Genomic DNA, 21,124 nt, shown 5'->3' with positions numbered 1-21,124 from the left:
TGACGAATTGGCCTCCATTTATTTTAATGTACCTGTACTAATAATGGACGTTTCTACATGGACTTTAACGTCTAATTTACTAATAAGCGCCCTCGTTTTTTTCGTCGTCCATTTCCCATGATAGTACATTCTAAATTCCTCACTTAAGCCAGCTGGGTCCACCTCTGCTTTATTTAATCGCTCTAAAAAATCACCAATATCCTGTTCAAGCTGTTTATTCACATCTTTTTCTAAATTACTAATGCTTTCAACTGTAAACAAATGAGATTCTCTTTTACCCTTATACTCGCTTAATGTACCCTTGATTGTTAAGAAAATCGTTAATTTTGGTGAATTCACGTTTTGATTACTCTCTTTTTTTACACTGCTCTCAATTAAATCAATCATGAGTTTCTCTTCCCCATGCCCTGCGTTTAAGTCTAAGTGTAACGGAGCAAGATTTTTCCGTCCATTCAAAGCTTGAATCACCAGTGCTTCCTCTGGTTTAATCAGTTCATGCATATGATTTCCTTTGAAAATTGCAACACCTTCCACCTCTAATTTATCTCCTCGCTTTTCAATATAAGGTAAAATGGTATCAATTACTGGATTCGTAATTGTATACATAAAATCATGGATATTGGTGTTTGGATTAAAGGCTGTATTAATACTAGGTTCTAATAGATCATTTAAATAAAAGTTAATATTAGGTTTATCAGGATAATCTCCCTTTAGAATAGCTTCTGCGTTATCTTTTACAACAGCGATGAGCACTTTATTTCCCACCTCTGCATTGCGATATAAATGCTGAATAATCTTTCTGACATTTCCTTTTCGTGCAAAATCCTCATTGACTAATACCACACGTAATTGATTGAAAACAATCTTTTTATCTGATTGTTTTTCTATTTTGACTATGCCACTGGACACTAGATCTGTCGTAATGGAAAAATTTTGCGTATCCTGCTCTGCCTCTGGAGAGTATTGAGGAATAGCCACTGTAAGCCTCATCTCATTTTCATCAATGTAATCAAATGCCATCGAATCAACCATGCCAATATCCTCTAATGGCACTTTTAGTTCTTTTCGAGAACAGCCCACAAGTAAAATTAAAACAATCAAACTGAGTATACATAGACGTGTTTTCATACTTGCACCTGCTTTTTCCTAAATAAGTAGATCATGATTAAAAATAGTGGCCAAATAATTAAGATATACCCTATATAGTTACTTGCCATAAATAATTTATCCTGAACCTCTCGCGAAACAGGCATTTTAATAATGACAAAAATCAGACAGGTAATCATATATAAGTAATAATTCTTCTTTTTTTTAGGTAACGGAAATAATGCATGGGCACCTTGTTTCGCACACCATACATAAGCAGTCATAGAAGTTAAAATCAGAAATACCCAAAGTGTAATGCCAATAATATCAATACGCTCTATAAAGGTAAATTCCCCTGCTTTAAATAAATTCAACACCGAAAACTCTACATTTTTCAATTGCCATTCCGAATAATACATCACACTAATAAGCGTTGTGATAAAACATAAAAAAACACTAATCCAAACGCCTAATAAGGAATGACGAAAAGCCTTCTTTTTATCAATGATAAAAGGAAAATAAAATACAATTAATTCATATCCAAGAAATGAAAAATAGCCTTGCTTGAATGCTGCATAAAACTCTTTAGTCGTAAAATTAAAGAGAGGTAGAAGATGACTTACACTCCCTTTTTCAATCGCCCACCGTGTAAAATAGAACATCCAAATCGTAATAAAAAATGTCATGATACAAAATCTTGCAATTGATTTTATACCGCCATTTACGATGTAAATAAGCAAAAGTAAAAAGCAAAGTACAGGTAATGTAATCGTTTGTTCCTGTAACGCTGTACTTTGTATTAAATGCATATAGTTACTTATAATCCCTGCACTAAAAACAGTACATTGTAAAATGATGAAAAAATTGATAGCTTTCCCAATATATTTGCCTAAAAGTATTTCGTTCATCTTAAATAAATCATCATTAGGAAATTTCGAACACAGCCATACCATTGCAAACAGTGTAAGAGTCGCTATCAGACCATATAAAAGCGGCATAAATGTTTGAGAATATCCCATAGAACTTAATTTTTGAGGTAGTGAAAGGATACCCGTACCAAGCATTACACTTTGAGCTAAAAAAATGACATGATAGCGATTTAATACTTTGCCTTTCGTTGTACTCAAAGTTGACCACCTCATTCTTCTAGTTCTATTTTTTCTGTGCTTTTGAAAGACCTGATTTACTTTTTAGGTATTTAGTTGGAAATCGGATGACACCATCCAATAAATCGCTTGGCTTTCTAGGAATAGCGGGTGTCATATAATGCGTTCCTAAAGATTTTAAACTTAATAAATGATGAATTAACCAGGCAAAGGCGAGCATCTGGCCAAATAAGCCAAAGAGTCCTGCTGATAAGATAAAAATATAGCGCACAAAACGGCTAGTATTACTCATTAAGAAAATCGGCGGTAGGAACGATAATAAGGCAGATGTCGCAACTAACACGATGAGAATATTACTGAGTAACCCCGCTTCTACAGCAGCGGTCCCAATAACAATACCTCCTACGATACCAATTGTTTGACCGACTTTGGCAGGCATTCGAGAACCCGCTTCTCGTAACACTTCAATAATCAGCTCGATAAATAGCACTTCAATCAGCGGTGGAAATGGTACTTTACTCCTCGACTCTTGAAGATCTAATAATAATTCATAGGGCAATATTTCTGGATGAAAGGTTAGAGCTGATATATACATTGGGGTAATCATGATCGTTAGGAAAAAACCAAAAAAGCGTAACATCCTTAGTAAAGTTGCCGTTGTCCATCGGTTGTAATAATCTTCAATCGACACAAACATTTCAAAAAAAGATGTAGGACAAACAATTGCTAACTGACTATTATCCATAAAAACGACGATTCTACCATCTAGGAGATAACGGCAAATACTATCTGGACGAACTGTCATATAATATTGCGGAAAGGGTGATAACGGATTATCCTCAATTAATTGCTTCAGCACAGATATATCCGTAAATAATGGATAATCCACTTGATCTATCCGATTTCTTAAATCCTCTAAATTTTTATGACTCACAATATTATCCATATACATAATCGAGATTTTAATATTGGCTTCAGACCCGACAACACGGTTTTCGTTTTTAAGCATAGCGCTTTGTATGCGTCTTCTCACCAATGAAATATTTGTTTCTAATGATTCTGTAAATGCATCCTGTGGACCGATTACTGTGGACTCCGTTTCAGTATCTGTAATGGCCCTTGTCGGTGCACTATACGTATCCACGCTTAACAACGCATTCGTTTCATGAAAAAAAAGGAGGGTTTGCCCAGCATTCAATTTTTTAACGGCTCCCTGGACATCCTTTGGGTCCACATATTGAGCGACTTGATGAATTTGTTTTAAATTATTAGCCAACGGAATCGTCACCATGGTTTGTAAGGTCATTTTTTCAATGAGCGAGGAGAAATAAATGACCGTGACATCTCCCTCTTCTGTCGCCACCATTTTCAGTTTTACATCATCAATTTCGTTGATCTCCTGCGTCAATTTAGCTACAATTTGTTCCGGTATCTCGTTCATTTCTTTCAACCCCTTTAATTCCGATGAATACCAGTCATTGTCATTCATTTTTTAGTAGTTTGGCTTTTATCCGTTCATTTATGTAAAAATTGTGCTAGTAAAAATAGACAGAAAAAGGATGCATCTCACGTTGAGATACATCCCTCTAGCTTATTCTATAGAATCTTTACTGTAGCGGTTTTTGCCAATCCCAAACACATAGTAGCTAATTGTTACGAGGATTAGGAAAATAATACCGACAATTAATGATATACGTGTATCATCATTAATCCACATACCAACTAATACCATGATTAAAAAGATAATCGTTACATAGTTTGTAATGGGTGCGAAAGGCATTTTGAAAGGATGCTTAGCCAGTTGCATACCCTTCTCTTTTCTAAAGCGAATTTGACTGATTAAAATAATAAACCATGGAATCATTCCTGGTAAAACACTCGCACTATATATATAAACAAATAAATTTTCAGGAGCAATATAGCTTAGGATGACACCAATGAATAACCCGACTAACACACCTGCTGTTCCAAATAAAGGTACGCCATTCCTTGAAAGCTTGGCGAAAAATTTTGGTGCTTGTCCATTCATCGCAAGAGTATATAACATACGTCCAGCGCTATAAATCCCACTGTTACAGCCTGACATAGCTGCTGTGATTACAACAAAATTAATGATACCTGCGGCAGCTGTAATACCTACTTTAGCAAATGTCGCCACAAATGGACTACCTATTGTCCCAAGTTCATCCCAAGGATACACCGTCACAATGACAAAGATCGCACCGATATAGAAAATTAAAATACGCCAAATGATACTTTGAATGGCATTAGTAATCGTTTTTTGTGGATTTTTTGCTTCTCCAGCCGTAATCCCGATAAGCTCTACCCCTTGATATGCAGCAACAACTAAAGATAAGGCAAAGAAGAAGCCTGTCCAGCCACCTGTAAAGAAGCCACCGTGACTCCACAAATTAGATAAACCAATTGCAATACCATCATTGCCAAAGCCAAAGAAGATCAGCCCTACACCTGCTACAATCATTAAAATGATCGTGACAATTTTAATCATCGCAAACCAAAATTCAAATTCCCCAAATGATTTGACAGAAATAAAGTTCGCCAAACCTAAAATAATCATCGCAATAAGACCTGGTATCCACGCTGGTAATTCTGGATACCAGTATTGCATATACGTTCCGACTGCTATAATTTCAGACATCCCAACAATAACCCATTGGAACCAGTTACTCCACGCTGTTAAATACCCCGCTAAAGGATGGATATATTTATAGCCAAACGTTGCAAAAGAGCCTGTACTCGGCTCCATATAAAGCATCTCACCCATTGCCCTCATAATGAAAAAAATAAAAATACCTGCAATACCATAGGCAAGGAGTACAGAAGGTCCCGTCCATTGAATTGCACTGGCCGAGCCCATAAATAGCCCTACACCAATCGTACCGCCAAGTGCAATCATTTGGATATGACGTGCTTCTAATCCTCGTTTTAATTCCTTATTGGCCACTCGTTAACGCCTCTTTTCTGATGTTCTCTCTACGTTGAATACCTTTAAAATCATAATCAATTTTTCTAAAAAAGACAAATGTATTTTTAGGAAAAACAAAAAATAATGATATTTTGATAGATTTAGCTCATACCGCTCTTTCATTTTATAACTTTACTAAATAACGCAAAGGAGTCTCCACTAGGTTAGTAGAGACTTCTCATGTTGTTGAAAAAAGATGATGTCAACGGCAGAAAAAGCAAATTTGCAAGGTGAGAGGTTGATTTCCGTTCCGTCAGCGCCCTTTCCAGGGGGCGTCCGATGAGCCGCTTCACTCACTTACGCTCGCTCCAGGGTCTCATCTGTGACGCTATGAACTGACCCCAAAAATTTGAACTTTTAAGAAACTCTTCGAAACTCAACTGGACTTTTTCCGTTGAGTTTTATTTTTATCCGTTCATGATTGTAGTAGTGGATATAGTCTACTAACGCTTTTTTGAATGCTTCGTAGTTCTTAAACGTTGTTGCGTATAGAAATTCTGATTTCATAATGCCAAAAAAGCTTTCTATCACGGCATTATCTAAACAATTCCCTTTCCGTGACATACTTTGCTTGATTTCATAAGTGGCCAATAACGCTTTAAAACGTGGTATTTGATATAACCATCCTTGATCAGAATGGATGATTAAGCCACTCTTTTCTGATAGCTGTGTATACGTAAACGCCATTTTCAAAGACTGTTGGACTAACTCAAAATTAGGTGATTTTGATACCTCATATCCAACGATTTCTCGATTGAATAAATCTAATATAGCCGATACATAGATTTTTTGACCGTTTATTTTAAACTCCGTTACATCGGTTACCCATTTCTGATTGGGTGCAGTGGCTTCAAAATCACGTTGGATGATATTCTCTGCGACATAGCCGACTGTCCCTTTATACGAACGGTATTTTTTAGGGCGGATCGTCCCTTTTAAGCCCATTTCTTGCATCAATCGTTGGACCGTTTTATGGTTGATGAAAAACCCTTCATTTCGGAGGGCTAAACAAATACGACGATAGCCATAACGCCCCTTATGGTAATGAAAAAGCGTCTGAATTCGTTCTTTGATCTGCTCATATTTATCGGGTGTTGTCCTTTTGTGAAGGTGATAATAATACGTGCTTTTCTTGATGTTTGCCACTTTTAATAGAGCTTGAAGAGGGAAATCCAACCTTAGCTCATCAACAGCTCTTACTTTTTCTTGGATTTGAAGGCATCCTTTTCTTGAACTAAGGCTTTCAACTTTTTTAAATAGGCATTTTCCATCCGTAAATACTCAATTTCCGCTTTTAACTCTTCCGTTGTTTTTTCATTTAAATCGGACGAAGCTGGTTGTTTTTTTGGCATTGATTGGCGCTCCTTTTCTACTTGATAGAGCACCTCACCAGCCGTTGACATCCATTGTTTTTTCCATCTCCGAATGGTTTCACGGGAAGGAATATTAAACTTCGCAGCAGTCTGAAGGAGCGAATCGCCCGTCTCTATCAGGTGTTGAATTACTTTTATTTTAAAAGAATCTTCGTAATTCGTGAACCCTTGAGGACGAATAATTCCTTCGATGCCATGATAGCGATATAATTCAATCCATAATCGAATGTACTGTCGATCCCTCTGTAATCGATTGGCAATCTGATACGTACTTTCTTTTTCTTCAAAGTAAGCTAGAACTGCGGCTAATTTTTGTTCATCAGAAATCACTACCTGCACCCCCTATAGTAGATTTTTAAGTCCAATATTTTGGGTGCAGCTCATAGCGAGACAGGCGAGCCCCTGCACGGAGGAAGCGGCTCGGCGCTCGCCCACAGGAAAGCAAGTAGCCTGCAACGGAAATCCATTTCTACCTTTCAATTGACTGTTTTGTTTTTCCACACTAAGAGGAGTCTCCACTAGGTTAGTAGAGACTTCTTTTAACGCTTAATTTGATTAATAGGCTAGTATAACTTTTCCCTAAATTATCAACATTAAAAATACCTAATAATCCATTCGATAGTACAAGTAGCTTGTCTTTCCCATATGTATCAAAAAACCAGTTATCCATATATCACCAATAATTAAAGTATATAGCTAGAAATCACTTGTTCTATTTTTGTGGAAATTGGATGAATAGTTAAGCAAAATAATCTGAAGTCAAATTTATTACCCCGTTATGTCGCAACCTTCCATAGTTACCAATCGTTATCGTTAATAGTTGCTTCTAACAAAGGGGAGATATTTGAATGTTACATTTCAATAAATTGGATAAAGGTTTAGTAATTAGCTTGATGCTACTAGGTATGATTAGTTGTCTCTTTGTCCATTCCAGTAGTACGGTGTTCGAACAGTATTCAAGCTCATTTATTATAAAGCAGTTTATTTATTACATAATCGGATTTTTAACTATGTATGGGATAGCCATACTTGATATTGAACAGCTTAAAAAAATTGGCTGGCCGTTTTATTGGATAATGGTGTTATTAACATTTAGCTTATTCATTGCACCTGAAAGTATAGCTAGAACTATAAACGAGGCGAAGCGCTGGTACCAAATTCCTTTGCTAGGATCATTTCAGCCGTCAGAGTTTTTAAAGTTCGCCTTTTTAATCGTTGTCAGCAAGGTTATCGTCGCACATCGAGAGAAATACGAACGTCCTACCTTTTTCACGGATATGAGGCTTCTCTTCATAATTGCTATTATATCACTTCCACCGATGCTCGCCGTTTACAAGCAACCTGATACAGGCATGGTCATGCTTTATATGTCGATGATTTTACCAATGATTTTCTTTTCAGGCATACAAAGAAAATTGCTTGTCATCTTTACAGCCGTCCCTCTATCAATTATTAGTGTTGTGGTACTTTTATATGTAAAATCCCACGATTTTTTTACAGATAAAATTTTAAATAAATTATCAGGGCATCAAATTTCTCGAATTCATGGTTGGTTACAGCCATATGAATATCCAGATTCTTCTTATCAAACGAGGCAGGGGTTTTTAGCAATTGGTACAGGTGAGTTTACTGGGAAAGGATACATGAACAATAATGTTTATGTCGTGGAGAAACATACTGATTTTATTTTTGCGAATATTGCCGAAGAGCTAGGCTTTATTGGAGGATCCTTTATAATTGCACTTTTATTTTTTGTTATTTACCGTATTGTTGTTATTACAGTACAAGCAAGAGACCCATTTATGACACTGATGGGTGCAGGAATTTCTAGCTTATTGGCCTTCCAAATTACCCAAAATATTGGTATGACCATTGGGCTTCTACCAGTAACTGGTATGACACTGCCATTTTTAAGCTATGGTGGAAGTTCACTAATATCAAATTTTATGCTAATGGGTATTGTGATGATTATCTACAAATCTTATAGCGGCTATATGTTTAAAGCAACAAAGGAATAAGTAATGAAATGTATAAGCTTTTAGTATTACTGCTTCTAGCAGGAGTAGCTTTCTTATGCTTACCATCTGGCGTAAAACTTTACCTATATCTGCTTTGATTTGCCCATAAATAATCTGTCTTCTATACTGGGGAGCAAAGACGATTTAATACTTACAATTCCATGTTGTGTGCTAAACTTTTATAATCCATTTGGATTCCCTTTCGTACGAAGTTGATTGACCAGACCTCATTGTACGAAAGGGTTTTTTTCTTGTCTATAGCTAGAAGCTCTTTGGAACCCTCGCATCGTTTCAAAAGATACAAAAAACTCTATTCCCATCTCATTGAAAGGAATAGAGTGTAGGTCATTATTGTAATAATGTTTGTTCTTGTAATTTTGCAGAGAAGTATTTACGTGCATCCGCTGTCAGAATTTGCAACAATGTCACTTCTTCCTGACGAGCAAATTCTACAAACATCCCACTTAAATTTTCGTAGACATATTTGATTTTAAAGCCACTATCTAAATAATGATCTACTTTTTGGATTTCCTCTGTGCTTTGTTGGAATTCAGACATGTCATCACCTCACCTTCTTTTGAAAATGTCTTGATGTAGTCTATCTTACTCGGCGCCCTTCATTTCTAACAGAGGATCTGGTTGCTCCACAAGTTCTTCCTCCTCTAGGGCCGACGTTGGAGCAGATGCTGGTTGCCCAAATAGTTCATCCAAATTATGCCCGACTGTAATGCCTAAATATTTGGCATCACTCGGGTCTTCTAGCTCCGCCTGTGGATACTTTTTAAACCACCAATACTTCGCTAATACATAATATACAGCCGCTCCAACAACAAATCCTACTAAAGAGGAATAAGTTGCAAAAATATTCGCGACCGCTCCCCCAATGACCCAGGCAATTAACCCGGCCATATTAAAGCCCTTATAATATTTAAATTGCCCATCTAACTCATAAAGCTCTTTAACATGAACACGGCGTTTACGAATTAGGTAATAATCAGCAAATAAAATACCTACAATGGCCGTTAAAATACCGCCAATTATTAATAGGACATTGACCATCACATCAAATAGGCTCCAAGGCTGTGCAATAATACCAATAATTCCTGCAATGACAACCCCTACCCAAAACGGTACTTTAGGACCGCCAATATTAGAGAAAATCGTCGCAGCTGGCACAACATTGGCAGAGGTATTAGTCGACCATTGCGCTAACACAATCATCAACAATAAAATACCTAAAATAAAGCCGCTTGCACTTTGTTGTAGGGCGTTGATCGGATCAGCCGATGCAACAGCCATATAACAAACTGCTCCAATTGCGACAATGAATGTATTGGTAATTGGCATAACAATTAATGAGCCAACAAGCTGTGTTTTATTACGTTTAAACCAATTTCGCTCATTTTTAGGTGCCTTAAAGAAACGAGATAGGGAAGGCATATCGGCTGCGAGTGTTGCCCAAAAGCCCATATTTGCCATCACGACTACCATAAAAGCGGTAAAAGCAGCAATGCCTGTTGTTGGGGTTTCCACCCACGTCCAAATATTTTTTCCTTGTGACGTTGCACTATCTGCTAATGTGTAGTACATCCAACAAGAAATTAAAATAATGACAGGTGCTGCTAAATCAGCAAAGCGCTCAATGGATTTAATACCTAGGGATGTATTAAAAAGTTGAAGAGCAGCAAATACAAGGAAACAGATAAACCAATTATTAAAGCCAAACATTAAATTTAAAATACCATTTATCGCTAAAGCACCGAAATACGTATTAAGACCAAACCAACAAGCAGCTGTGACACCACGTACAAGGGAAGGTATATGTGTACCGAATGTGCCAAAAGGTGCACGCATATAGACTGGGAATGATAGCCCATGCTCAATTCCTATATCACCAATTAACGTCATAAAGACACCGATTAAACAAGAGCCTACCAATGTTGCTACAATAACCATTGGTAGTGATAAGTTCATAATGGCTGAGCCACCAATGGCAAAAGCCGCTAGAACAATCGCCATGCCAATCCAAATCACTGCAAAACCAAATGTTCCAATATTTCTTTGTTGATGTGTCACTGGAAGTAAATCTGGGGATTTCAAATAATTCCCTTCACGTTCCATCCTACTTCTCTCCTTTTTCTCTAATTTCCGTGACAACCTACTTGAAGTTATGCCTTCCTCCACCAAATGCTGAAGGAAGGTGGAATTTCGATTTTAATCATCTTTTATCTTATATTCAGTATTGAGCTAAAGAGGCCATTATTTTGACAGACTGCTCAGAAGGGCTTGACGTTCATTCCATGTCATTGGCGGAATCGTTGATGGACGTTCTACCATTGTAATGGCACCGTCGACAGGACAAACAATGGAGCATAGGTTACAGCCGACACAGTCTTCCTCACGAACCTTTAGCATTGGACGATCACCCTCTGTATAGAGATCAATACATTGATGGGAAGTATCCTCGCACGCAATATGGCATTTATTACAATTGATACAAACATCATTATTAATTTCTGCAACAATTTTATAATTTAAATCCAAATCACCCCAGCTTGAATATCTTTGCACAGAGCGACCTACTAAATCCATGACCGAAGCTAGGCCTTTATCATCTAAATAATTATTCAGTCCATCAATCATATCCTCCACAATACTAAAGCCATGATGCATCGCTGCTGTACATACTTGGACGCCTGTGGCACCCATTAAAATAAACTCTGCTGCATCTTGCCAGTTCGAGATACCACCAATGCCCGAAATCGGTACATTGACTAATGGATTACGGGCACATTCTGCAACCATATTGAGGGCAATCGGTTTAACTGCTGGACCACAATAGCCACCATGTGCCCCTTTGCCAGCTACATTAGGCACTGTATTCCACGAATCTAAATCGACACCTGCTAAACTATTAATCGTATTAATCATACTAACTGCATCTGCTCCACCTCTTGTCGCTGCCTCCGCCGTTACAGTAATATCTGTAATGTTTGGTGTTAGCTTCACAATAACAGGTGTACGCGCTGCTTCCTTTACCCAGTACGTTTGTTTTTCCACCAACTCAGGGACTTGACCAGAGGCAGAACCCATGCCTCGTTCTGCCATCCCATGTGGACAACCAAAGTTAAGCTCAAGACCATCAACCCCCACATCTTCTACGCGTTTCACAATTTCATGCCACTTTTCCTGCTTTGGCTCTACCATTAACGAGGCAATAATCGCATGATTCGGAAATCTCTTTTTCGTCTCATATATTTCTTGTAAATTTACTTCTAATGGTCGATCTGTAATTAACTCAATATTGTTGAAACCTGCGACACGTTGACCATTAAAACTAACTGCTGCAAAACGAGAGGACACATTTAAAATCGGTTCCCCCAATGTTTTCCAAACAGCACCACCCCAGCCTGCTTCAAATGCACGCTGTACTTGATAACCTGAATTCGTTGGTGGTGCGGATGCTAGCCAAAATGGATTAGGTGATTTGATACCCGCTAAATTAATGCGTAAGTCAGCCATATAAGTTCCCCCTCTATCCCTTATTAACAAGCTATTTTGTACCGAAAGCATAGCATCAGGTATAAGCTGTAAGACCCCGACTTCAGAATGTAAAGGTATGCCCAAATATTCAAATGCTGAATCAACAGCCTGTAAAAACCCGATTGGTGAAACTAACAATCCGTGGAGGATGAAAAACCTCCACGGATTGAAGGTTCACTTTATGCAATCTCACTTGGTTTTCTTAAACGTTCATGAATCTTGTATGCTGCATCTTTTCCTTGTTGTACAGCGGTCACCACCATCGCTTCCCCCTGTCCATTACCAAAGACAACATCTCCACAAGCAAATACTTTGTCATGAGACGTTTGCATTGTCGTTTCATCAATATCGACAACCCCATTTGTATGGGCTAAACCAAAGGCTTCAATTAACGATACAAAACGCGTTTGTCCAATGGCTTTAATCACCGCATCCACTTCGATGATAAAATTGGAGCCTTCAACTTCTTCTGGTCGTTGTCTCCCATCAGCACCAGCCTCACCAAGCTTCATTTTCACACATTCAATGCCTGTCACCTTGCCCGCTTCATTGCCAATAATTTTCTTCGGTGCAGTTAGCCATTTAAATTCCACGCCATCCTGCTTAGCAAATTCATATTCAAATTTGTACGCTGTCATTTCTTTTTGCGTTCTTCTGTACAGAATTTGCACATTGTCAGCACCTAAGCGCACTGCACTTGTAGCACCATCAATGGCTGTATTTCCTGCTCCAATCACAGCTACTCGTTTTCCTACAATATCATTTGTAAGCGGTCCCATTTTTGTTTTTCGCACAAAGTCAATGGCATCATGTACACCTTCTAGTTCTTCACCTTTAATGCCCAGATTCGGCACAGCCCCCATACCGACAGCTAATATCACACTGTCATATTGCGCCAAAATTTCAGCTGCTGTAATATCCACACCTACAGCTGTATTGGTTTGAATGTCCACACCGAGCTGTTCAATTTGGTCCACTTCCCAATCTACAACTTCATTTGGTAAACGGAACGCTACAATGCCATAGCTACCTAAACCTCCAGCCTTTGCCTCCGCCTCATAAATCGTTACATGATAGCCTAAGCGGCTGAGTTCACGTGCTGCCGATAAACCAGCAGGGCCTGCTCCAATAATGGCTACTTTCTGTCCATTATGCTGGCCTGGTTGGAATAGCTGGGCATTTGTTTCCATTGCCCAATCCGTTGCATAACGCTGTAACTCACCAATTTTAATTGGCTTTGTTGAAGAATTTAAGACACACGCCCCTTCACATAGTTCTTCTGTTGGACAAACCCTCGCACAGCTTGCACCAATAGGATTTGCTTCTAATATAGTCGTAGCAGAACCCTTCATATTACCAGATGCAATTTTTTTTATGAAATTCGGGATTTGAATACTTGTTGGACAGGCTTTAATACATGGAGCGTCATAGCAATATAGACAACGATTGGCTTCCTCAATAGCCTCATTCTTTGTCATCTTTCCTTTTAATTCCATGAAATTACGTCTAAGCTGTATGGTCATCGCGTTTTCTTGAATCGGAACCATTTCCACATCCCCCTCATGTGAGCATTTTTTCCGTGAATCAATTACTAAACCGATTGTTTTGTTCTCCAGTCAAAACAATCGGTCGTCTACTGAAGGAAGCTAAATATTTAACGCTTCCGCAACTACTGTTCTTAATGGACGTTTAATGTATTGTCCACTGCCAAGTATGCCTACAAATTCTTTATTTTTAATGACATATTCCCCTCGGACTAGGACACTAACAGGCTCCCCTGTCACTTCCCAGCCTTCATATGGGTTATAGTCAACATTCATATGATGCGTTTTAGCCGAAATTTGGCGTTTTGCCTCTGGGTCAAAAACAACGATATCCGCATCAGAACCAATCGCAATCGTTCCTTTTTGCGGGAATAAGCCAAATATTTTTGCCGCACTAGTAGAAATCATATCCACAAATTCATGGATTGAAATTCTCCCCTTTGCTACACCCTCCGAATATAAAATACTGAATCGATCTTCAATGAATGGCCCGCCATTTGGAATTTTCGAGAAATCATTTAAGCCTAGCTGCTTTTTGCCCTTAAAGCTAAAGGAGCATTGATCTGAGCCAATGGTCTGAAGCTGTTTCGCCTTTAATGCATGCCATAAATGCTCTTGATGATACTTCGGACGAAGTGGTGGCGACCATACATATTTGGCTCCCTCAAAGCCTGGCTGTGCTAAGGCTGATTGATCGAGTGTTAAATATGGCGGACAAGTTTCACCATAGACGTCATAGCCTTTTTCACGAGCAGCAATAATTTCATCCACTGCTTCTTTACATGTCACATGCACCACATAGAGCTTTGCTCCAGCAATATGGGCTAATTCGATGGCACGCTTTGTTGCCTCTCCCTCTAATTCGGCTGGACGAGTCAGTGCATGATAAATGGGTTCCTTATGACCAGCACGTCGAGCTTCTTCTACCAGCTCATCAATAACAGAGCCATTCTCACAATGTACCATCACCACGGCACCAAGATCTTTAGCGATTTTAAAGGCTTTAAATAAAGTACGATCTGTTGCTTGGAATTCTTTTGCATACGCCATAAAGACTTTTACAGAGGTAATGCCCTCTTGCTCCAGTAGCTTCGGTAATTCAGCTTCCGTTTCAGGTGTTAAGTCGCCAATCATTAGGTGGAAACCATAATCAATAGCTGACTTTCCTTTAGCCTTGTCATGCCATTTCTCCACCGCTGTAGACAATTTTTCTTCCCCAGCTGTTAAACAGAAATCTAAAATAGTAGTTGTCCCACCATAGGCCGCTGCAATTGTACCTGATTTCCAATCATCATCTGTCACCGTATTATTGAATGGCATATCTAAATGCGTATGGGGATCAATGCCACCAGGTAATACGTACTTCCCTGTTGCATCAATTATTTCAGCATTAGCATCCGTTAAATTTTGTCCAATCTGAACAATTTTACCGTTATCAATTAAAATATCTGCCTCAAATACGTCAGCAGCAGTTGCAACTCGTCCACCTTTAATGATTTTTTTCATTGTGCCCCTCACCCTTCATCACAAAATTAGAGAATCCTTGATGTTTAATGCAGTGTATATGTCTCGCCCAGACTAAACTTTGTTTGTAGCGTTAACACCGTTTCTAGTAGAATATCTGCTCCCTTTGCACAATCCTCAAAGGTTGTTTCCTCTTCTTCACAATGACTCTTGCCTTCGATACTTGGGACAAAAATCATCGCGGAAGGAACCATACTTGCCATATACTGTGCATCATGACCAGCGCCGCTAAACATACGATGAGCTGAGTAACCAAAGCTTTGACATGCTCTTTCTACTTCATTGCAAATGGCGCTATCGAAATGCACGGTATCTCTTCCCCATAGCTTGACGGGCTGAATATGGCATCCGCCTGCTGTCTCTGGAAGTGCATGGAGAATATCCTCAACCAGTTGCATGACCTCTGGCTTTTGGTGACGGGAATCAATGGTAAATGTCACCTTATTCGGGATAACTGTATGAATATTTGGAGAAACATGCATACGACCAAAGGTAAACACAAGCTGTTCATCCACCTTGCCTAATTGCTCATGGAGCTCTGTCATGATCGTCGATGCAACAATCATCGGATCTTTGCGCATTGACATTGGCGTTGTCCCTGCGTGATTCGATTGCCCCGTAATGGTGATTTCGTAGCAGACCATACCTAGTACACCTTCAACAACACCAATTTCACGTTGTTTTGCCTCTAGTACTGACCCTTGCTCAATATGCAATTCAATATAAGCCAGTGCTTCTTTTAGACGATTGACCTGCTCTCCTTCATAGCCACTTGCTTGTAATGCTTCTTGAAAGCGAATGCCATTTTTATCTGTGGATTGCAGCATTTTTTCTTTATCAAACTTCGAGGTGATGACCCCTGAACTCATCATGGCTGGATCAAAACGTGCCCCCTCTTCGTTCGTGAAATTGACAATCATGAGTGGAATATCCACATCAATGTCATTTTCCTTTATTGTTCGAATGGCCTCGATAGCTGTTAGTACGCCTAACACGCCATCAAATCTCCCACCTTTTTCAACAGAATCTAGATGGGAACCCATAACGATGGGCGGCACATTCTTTTTCCCAGGAAGCGTGGCATAAATATTCCCCATATCATCTACCTGAATGTTCATACCTAACGCCTCACAACACTTACAAAAATAGTTTCTTGCTAAAACGTCCTCATCCGAAAGAGACAAACGTGTGACACCACCATTGTCAGTGGCTCCAAATTGACTAAATTGTTCAATTAACTCTTGCAATCGTCTACTATTACATTTATACATATGCAAGTCCTCTCTTTCACAGTAGTTATTAAACATTCTAAAAAAAATAAAACTTGTGAGATATGGATAGTAAACTAAAAAAATATGTGCAACTGCACATCATATATGGTAAGTTATGTTCATAATTAAGGGGGGGAAATATGGGGACGATTCGTAAAATTGTAGAGGGTGTTCAATTCCCAATGCTCACATTAGTCGCTGGACATAGTGGTACGTATCGCAGAGTTACTGGTATTAACGTTGTGGAGAGCAGTGATTTAATCATGTTTTGTAGACCTAATGAATTAGTCGTCACAACAGGCATTCATTTAGATGCACAAGCAGCTTCCTTAGAACAGCTTGTCAAACAAGCCTACACCAAAAAAGTAGCTGGCTTTATCATTAATACAGGGCCTTTCATTCCTGATATTCCAGAAGCCGTCATCTCTTTCGCTAATCAACATGATTTCCCTATTTTTCAAATGCCATGGAATTATCGTATTGCCGATCTATTAAAAACTACTTTTCAATTTATTGCCAACCATCATCAAGAGCTCTCCATCGAAGAAAAGGTACTTTTCAATCTACTATTTCACTACAAACAAAACGCTAACACGATGAAAGATCAACTAGCACAGCTAGGATTTCCCCACGGGAGAGAATTAGCGATCATTACTTGCACAACCATTGGCACTCAAGCTTCTATTGACCGTTATGAGGTGATGATGCAATTCGCTTTTCAAAATCGCTATCAACGCTTCTTAAAATTAAAGCATAAAAATCACCTCATTTTTCTAATTGATAAAGCTCAAATCATAACACCGAATGTACCCTTCTCAAAAGTCGTGGAAGAAATCTATGAAAAAATCACCTTAAAAAACGGTTTCTTAGATATTATTATCGGAAAAGGGAACTATTATAAAGAGCTAGAAAATGCTCGTAAAAGCTATGATGAGTCATTAACTGTCATTCATTTAGCACAGCTTCATAACAACCGTTACTTATACAAATATCAAGAAATTGGTGCCTATAAAATACTTATGGCTGTGCAAAATCAGCCCTTGATGAAGTCTTTCAGTCAGGATATTTTAGGACAGCTTTATCGCTATGATGAATTGCACAACACAGATTACGTTCCTTTTTTACGTATATTTGTTGAGGAAAATGGCAGTACAAGTAGGATTAGTGAACGTCAATTTATTCATCGTAATACGGTTCTTTATAAAATAAAGAAAATCGAAATGCTATTGGACATGGACTTAAGTAATCCCTTTACGAAAACTAACCTGTATATTGCTTTTTTAATTGAGGATGTTTTAACACATCAGTAGATTGCTTAATTATCTGATTTTTCAATCTTTTTACCTCTGCTATTTTTTCAAAAAAACTCGGCTACAAAATCTGCGACATCCTCCAGAGATTGTGAGGCAACATGATATTGGTCACACCGTCATTGCCACAGAACGTGGTGTTTTTTGACGGTGTTCTTTTCTTTCAGCGATTGATTGGACACCCACTGCAAACACTCATCTCCCTCAGAGTAGGAGGAAATCTTCAGTTCAATCAAGATAAATACCCCTTCTAAAACACTTAAGGCATACATATAAAGTACAAATGGGGTCAACTGTGCATTTTCGTTGTCCACATCTGATACAAACATATGCATGCTATTCAACCACCTATACAGAGGGAGTGAAGCTTCGTGACTAATGTAACAAGCCCAAATTGGCAAGTGAAAGATGAACAATTTGTTTGGCACTCTATGAAGCCATACAATCCGAATGCAACGATGATTGTCCAATCGTCTAAAGGAGCATGGATTACCGACATTGAAGGAAAACGCTATTTAGATGCTATGGCTGGTTTATGGTGTGTGAATGTTGGCTATGGACGAGAGGACATTGCCAAAGTTGCCTATGAGCAATTGCTTGAAAATACGTATACACCATTATCTGTAGGGCATATCCCTGCCATTAAATTAAGCGAAAAAATTAGTGAGCTTTTAGAAGATGATTATGTCGTCTTTTTCTCCAATAGTGGCTCTGAAGCAAATGAGGCTGCCTTCAAAATCGCTAGACAATATCATCAACAAAAAGGTCATGCCAATCGAACGAAAATTATCTCTCGTTATCGTGCCTATCATGGGAGCTCAATGGGTGCTTTGGCAGCTACTGGACAAGCTCAGCGAAAATATAAATATGAGCCACTGGCACCTGGTTTTCTTCATGTCACACCGCCTGACACGTATCGTGCAAATGAAGACCATATTAAAAGTAAGGACCCTTGTGCATTACCATCCGTTCAAGCGATTGATCATATTATGACATGGGAAATGTCCGATTCCATTGCAGCTATCATTATGGAGCCGATCATCACTGGTGGTGGCGTGCTTATGCCCCATGACCATTACTTACAAGGGGTCAAAACTATTTGTGAAAAGCATGGTGCATTGCTTATTGTCGATGAAGTAATTTGTGGTTTTGGACGTACTGGCAAAGCTTTTGGATTTCAAAATTACGGCATCCAGCCTGATATTGTGACAATGGCGAAAGGCTTAACAAGTGCTTATATGCCTCTGTCAGCTACAGCTGTTCGCCGTGAAATTTATGAGGCTTTTGCAGGGAGTGAGGAATATGACTTTTTCCGCCATGTCAACACATTCGGTGGATCACCAGCGGCATGTGCCGTAGCACTAAAAAATATTGAAATAATGGAGCGGGAAGATTTATTTGCCCAGTCCGCTTCGCTAGGAGCAACACTTCTGGCTACCTTACAGGAGCAATTAAAGGAACATCCATATGTTGGGGATATTCGTGGGAAAGGCTTATTGATTGGCGTTGAGCTTGTTCAAGATAAAGACAGCAAAACACCACTCGATGTTACGCTTGTAAACAAAGTGATTGCGCAATGTAAGGAACTCGGATTAATCATTGGGAAAAATGGTGTAACCGTTGCAGGTTTCAATAATGTATTGACATTATCTCCGCCACTGATTATCTCCTCAGATGAGAAAGATTTTATTATTGAAAAATTTGTGCAGGCATTACAATCTATTAAACTGTAGGAGGAATAGCTAGATGGTAACGAATACCGACATAAAAGAGCTAGGTCATTTTATCAATGGACAAACGATTTTAGGGAAAAGTGGCCAGTTATCAGATGTTCACAACCCAAGTACTGGCACTGTCATCGCTCGTGTTCCTTTAGCAACAACAGCGGAGGTGCAGGAAGCGATTACTGCTGCCAAAGCTGCCTTCCCAGCTTGGCGTGCTTTATCTATTGGGAAACGAGCAGAAATCGTCCTAAAGTTTCGCCAACTATTAACAGAAAATATGGATAAGTTAATCGATATGATCTGTACTGAAAGTGGCAAAACAATGGAGGATGCAAAAGGCGAAATTACACGAGGTTTAGAGTCAGTAGATTTAGCTATTAATGCCCCACATCTACTAAAAGGTGAATATTCCGTTAATGTAGGTGGTCATATCAATGCCTATTCGATGAAAGTACCATTAGGCGTAGTGGCGGCTATCTCGCCATTTAATTTCCCTGCCATGGTTCCACTAGCCATTACAAGCATGGCGATAGCCGTAGGAAATTGTGTGATTTTAAAGCCATCAGAGCGTGTTCCTTGCTCCGCTCTATTTTTATCAGAGCTATGGAAAGAAGCTGGTTTACCAGATGGTGTCTGGACTGTCATTAATGGCGATAAAGAGGCTGTCAATGAGCTGTTATGCAACCCAGCCATTGAAGCAATTTCCTTTGTCGGCTCTACACCCGTCGCAGAAGCTATTTATGCCACAGCCTCTAAACATGGGAAACGTGTGACAGCGTTAGGTGGTGGTAAAAATAATATGGTGGTTATGCCAGATGCTGACTTAGAGCACGTTGCCAATGCCTTTCTAGGTGCTGCCTTTGGAGCTGCCTCTCAGCGTTGTATGGCGATTTCAACTATTATTCCTGTAGGTGAGGATACAGCCAATAAATTAGTCAGTATTCTTGCTGATAAAATTGCCAAATTAAAAGTGGGTCCGTATACAGACTCCGAAGTCGATTTTGGACCAGTTATTACACAGCAGTCCAAGGATGCCATTATTGGTTTTATCGATCGTAGCGTGGAAGAAGGTGCTACAATTGTCTGTGATGGAAGAAATCCTAATATCGCCAAGCAATCGAATGGTTTCTACTTGGGTCCTACCCTACTCGATCACGTAAAGCCTGGGATGGAAATTTATGAGCAAGAAGTATTTGGACCTGCACGGAATATTGTTCGAGTAGCTACATTGGATGAGGCAATTGCTCTTATTAATGCCCATGAATTAGGGAATGGTGTGACAATCTTTACAAACAATGGTGCGGCTGCTCGGAAATTTACCACTGAAATTGAAGTTGGAATGGTAGGTGTCAACGTGCCCATTCCTATTCCAGTAGGCTATCACAATTTCGGTGGCTGGAAACGTTCAAGATTCGGTGAAGGGCATATGTTTGGCCCTGACCAAGTACGTTTCTTCACAAAAGCGAAAACCATATCAGAAAGATGGGTGGAACAAGGAAATGATGTAACCTCATCCTTTGCTTTTCCGAGTAATCAAGACTAATCACTAAAATAAACATTCGTGTTGCTTCTTAAAGGAGCCATGCGAATGTTTTTGCTCTATTAAAAAAACTGACGAACCAAATTGGGTCACCAGTTT

At 39.1% G+C, this 21,124-nt stretch carries 17 protein-coding genes and 1 pseudogene; 4 read left to right on the top strand and 14 right to left on the bottom strand.

Annotated elements, in window-relative coordinates:
- Nucleotides 1-18: 18 nt before the first annotated feature.
- From AC6BKE_RS15030 to AC6BKE_RS15005, 6 genes are all read right to left on the bottom strand, one after another.
- Nucleotides 19-1,128 carry a Ger(x)C family spore germination protein gene (locus AC6BKE_RS15030; protein ID WP_036118653.1) on the bottom strand — a complete coding sequence of 370 codons (1,110 nt, stop codon included), beginning with the start codon at nucleotides 1,126-1,128 and terminating at the stop codon, nucleotides 19-21.
- Nucleotides 1,125-2,213 carry a GerAB/ArcD/ProY family transporter gene (locus tag AC6BKE_RS15025; RefSeq protein ID WP_499857127.1) on the bottom strand — a complete coding sequence of 363 codons (1,089 nt, stop codon included), beginning with the start codon at nucleotides 2,211-2,213 and terminating at the stop codon, nucleotides 1,125-1,127. Before AC6BKE_RS15025 ends, AC6BKE_RS15030 begins: the two co-directional genes overlap by 4 nt.
- A 25-nt stretch (nucleotides 2,214-2,238) precedes the next feature.
- Nucleotides 2,239-3,633 carry a spore germination protein gene (locus tag AC6BKE_RS15020; protein WP_499857126.1) on the bottom strand — a complete coding sequence of 465 codons (1,395 nt, stop codon included), beginning with the start codon at nucleotides 3,631-3,633 and terminating at the stop codon, nucleotides 2,239-2,241.
- A 150-nt stretch (nucleotides 3,634-3,783) separates the two neighbouring features.
- A complete protein-coding gene (locus AC6BKE_RS15015) occupies nucleotides 3,784-5,157 on the bottom strand; it encodes an amino acid permease (RefSeq protein ID WP_036118664.1) in 1,374 nt (457 codons plus the stop codon).
- Between the two features lie 378 nt (nucleotides 5,158-5,535).
- Nucleotides 5,536-6,390 carry an IS3 family transposase gene (locus tag AC6BKE_RS15010; RefSeq protein WP_499858310.1) on the bottom strand — a complete coding sequence of 285 codons (855 nt, stop codon included), beginning with the start codon at nucleotides 6,388-6,390 and terminating at the stop codon, nucleotides 5,536-5,538.
- Nucleotides 6,375-6,881, bottom strand: a complete 507-nt coding sequence (locus AC6BKE_RS15005) for a helix-turn-helix domain-containing protein (protein ID WP_499857125.1) — start codon at nucleotides 6,879-6,881, stop codon at nucleotides 6,375-6,377. Before AC6BKE_RS15005 ends, AC6BKE_RS15010 begins: the two co-directional genes overlap by 16 nt.
- A 518-nt stretch (nucleotides 6,882-7,399) precedes the next feature.
- Between AC6BKE_RS15005 and AC6BKE_RS15000 the strand changes: the two genes are divergently transcribed.
- Complete coding sequence (locus AC6BKE_RS15000) at nucleotides 7,400-8,569, top strand: FtsW/RodA/SpoVE family cell cycle protein (protein WP_499857123.1); 1,170 nt, start codon at nucleotides 7,400-7,402, stop codon at nucleotides 8,567-8,569.
- A 30-nt stretch (nucleotides 8,570-8,599) separates the two neighbouring features.
- On the opposite strand, the pseudogene AC6BKE_RS14995 reads toward AC6BKE_RS15000, so the two are convergent.
- The 7 genes and pseudogenes from AC6BKE_RS14995 to AC6BKE_RS14965 all read right to left on the bottom strand — a co-directional run.
- A pseudogene (locus tag AC6BKE_RS14995) lies at nucleotides 8,600-8,713 on the bottom strand (IS200/IS605 family transposase); the annotation flags it as partial.
- Nucleotides 8,714-8,917: 204 nt separating this feature from the next.
- On the bottom strand, nucleotides 8,918-9,127 hold the full coding sequence (locus AC6BKE_RS14990) for a hypothetical protein (protein WP_016995612.1): 210 nt from the start codon (nucleotides 9,125-9,127) through the stop codon (nucleotides 8,918-8,920).
- Nucleotides 9,128-9,172: 45 nt separating this feature from the next.
- On the bottom strand, nucleotides 9,173-10,690 hold the full coding sequence (locus tag AC6BKE_RS14985) for an NCS1 family transporter (protein ID WP_036118680.1): 1,518 nt from the start codon (nucleotides 10,688-10,690) through the stop codon (nucleotides 9,173-9,175).
- Nucleotides 10,691-10,828: 138 nt separating this feature from the next.
- On the bottom strand, nucleotides 10,829-12,091 hold the full coding sequence (preA, locus tag AC6BKE_RS14980) for an NAD-dependent dihydropyrimidine dehydrogenase subunit PreA (protein WP_036118683.1): 1,263 nt from the start codon (nucleotides 12,089-12,091) through the stop codon (nucleotides 10,829-10,831).
- A gap of 200 nt (nucleotides 12,092-12,291) precedes the next feature.
- Nucleotides 12,292-13,659, bottom strand: a complete 1,368-nt coding sequence (locus tag AC6BKE_RS14975; protein WP_089933262.1) for an NAD(P)-dependent oxidoreductase — start codon at nucleotides 13,657-13,659, stop codon at nucleotides 12,292-12,294.
- A 99-nt stretch (nucleotides 13,660-13,758) separates the two neighbouring features.
- Nucleotides 13,759-15,162, bottom strand: coding sequence for a dihydropyrimidinase (gene hydA / locus AC6BKE_RS14970; RefSeq protein ID WP_342544886.1), 1,404 nt, complete (start codon nucleotides 15,160-15,162; stop codon nucleotides 13,759-13,761).
- Nucleotides 15,163-15,206: 44 nt separating this feature from the next.
- Complete coding sequence (locus AC6BKE_RS14965) at nucleotides 15,207-16,451, bottom strand: Zn-dependent hydrolase (RefSeq protein ID WP_499857121.1); 1,245 nt, start codon at nucleotides 16,449-16,451, stop codon at nucleotides 15,207-15,209.
- 140 nt (nucleotides 16,452-16,591) lie between these two features.
- Here AC6BKE_RS14965 and AC6BKE_RS14960 point away from each other — a divergent pair, with 140 nt between their 5' ends.
- Nucleotides 16,592-17,761, top strand: coding sequence for a PucR family transcriptional regulator (locus AC6BKE_RS14960; protein WP_036118693.1), 1,170 nt, complete (start codon nucleotides 16,592-16,594; stop codon nucleotides 17,759-17,761).
- Nucleotides 17,762-17,880: 119 nt separating this feature from the next.
- Here the strand turns inward: AC6BKE_RS14960 and AC6BKE_RS14955 are convergent, their stop codons facing one another.
- On the bottom strand, nucleotides 17,881-18,096 hold the full coding sequence (locus AC6BKE_RS14955) for a hypothetical protein (protein WP_101966329.1): 216 nt from the start codon (nucleotides 18,094-18,096) through the stop codon (nucleotides 17,881-17,883).
- Nucleotides 18,097-18,132: 36 nt separating this feature from the next.
- On the opposite strand from AC6BKE_RS14955, the gene AC6BKE_RS14950 reads away from it, so the two are divergent.
- Both AC6BKE_RS14950 and AC6BKE_RS14945 read left to right on the top strand, forming a co-directional pair.
- Nucleotides 18,133-19,494, top strand: coding sequence for an aspartate aminotransferase family protein (locus tag AC6BKE_RS14950; protein WP_101966330.1), 1,362 nt, complete (start codon nucleotides 18,133-18,135; stop codon nucleotides 19,492-19,494).
- A 13-nt stretch (nucleotides 19,495-19,507) separates the two neighbouring features.
- Nucleotides 19,508-21,028, top strand: a complete 1,521-nt coding sequence (locus tag AC6BKE_RS14945) for a CoA-acylating methylmalonate-semialdehyde dehydrogenase (RefSeq protein ID WP_499857119.1) — start codon at nucleotides 19,508-19,510, stop codon at nucleotides 21,026-21,028.
- Nucleotides 21,029-21,124 lie beyond the last annotated feature (96 nt).

This window comes from Lysinibacillus sp. COL-1 (assembly GCF_059814265.1).
Note: the sequence above shows the minus strand (reverse complement) of the source record. Positions and strands in the feature narration are given on the sequence as shown.

Coding starts and splice junctions, on each gene's coding strand:
- AC6BKE_RS15030 (WP_036118653.1), bottom strand. CDS start 1,128: ATGAAAACACGTCTATGTATACTCAGTTTGATTGTTTTAATTTTACTT.
- AC6BKE_RS15020 (WP_499857126.1), bottom strand. CDS start 3,633: ATGAACGAGATACCGGAACAAATTGTAGCTAAATTGACGCAGGAGATC.
- AC6BKE_RS15000 (WP_499857123.1), top strand. CDS start 7,400: ATGTTACATTTCAATAAATTGGATAAAGGTTTAGTAATTAGCTTGATG.
- AC6BKE_RS14990 (WP_016995612.1), bottom strand. CDS start 9,127: ATGTCTGAATTCCAACAAAGCACAGAGGAAATCCAAAAAGTAGATCAT.
- AC6BKE_RS14985 (WP_036118680.1), bottom strand. CDS start 10,690: ATGGAACGTGAAGGGAATTATTTGAAATCCCCAGATTTACTTCCAGTG.
- preA (WP_036118683.1), bottom strand. CDS start 12,091: ATGGCTGACTTACGCATTAATTTAGCGGGTATCAAATCACCTAATCCA.
- AC6BKE_RS14975 (WP_089933262.1), bottom strand. CDS start 13,659: ATGGTTCCGATTCAAGAAAACGCGATGACCATACAGCTTAGACGTAAT.
- hydA (WP_342544886.1), bottom strand. CDS start 15,162: ATGAAAAAAATCATTAAAGGTGGACGAGTTGCAACTGCTGCTGACGTA.
- AC6BKE_RS14965 (WP_499857121.1), bottom strand. CDS start 16,451: ATGTATAAATGTAATAGTAGACGATTGCAAGAGTTAATTGAACAATTT.
- AC6BKE_RS14960 (WP_036118693.1), top strand. CDS start 16,592: ATGGGGACGATTCGTAAAATTGTAGAGGGTGTTCAATTCCCAATGCTC.
- AC6BKE_RS14955 (WP_101966329.1), bottom strand. CDS start 18,096: ATGCATATGTTTGTATCAGATGTGGACAACGAAAATGCACAGTTGACC.
- AC6BKE_RS14945 (WP_499857119.1), top strand. CDS start 19,508: ATGGTAACGAATACCGACATAAAAGAGCTAGGTCATTTTATCAATGGA.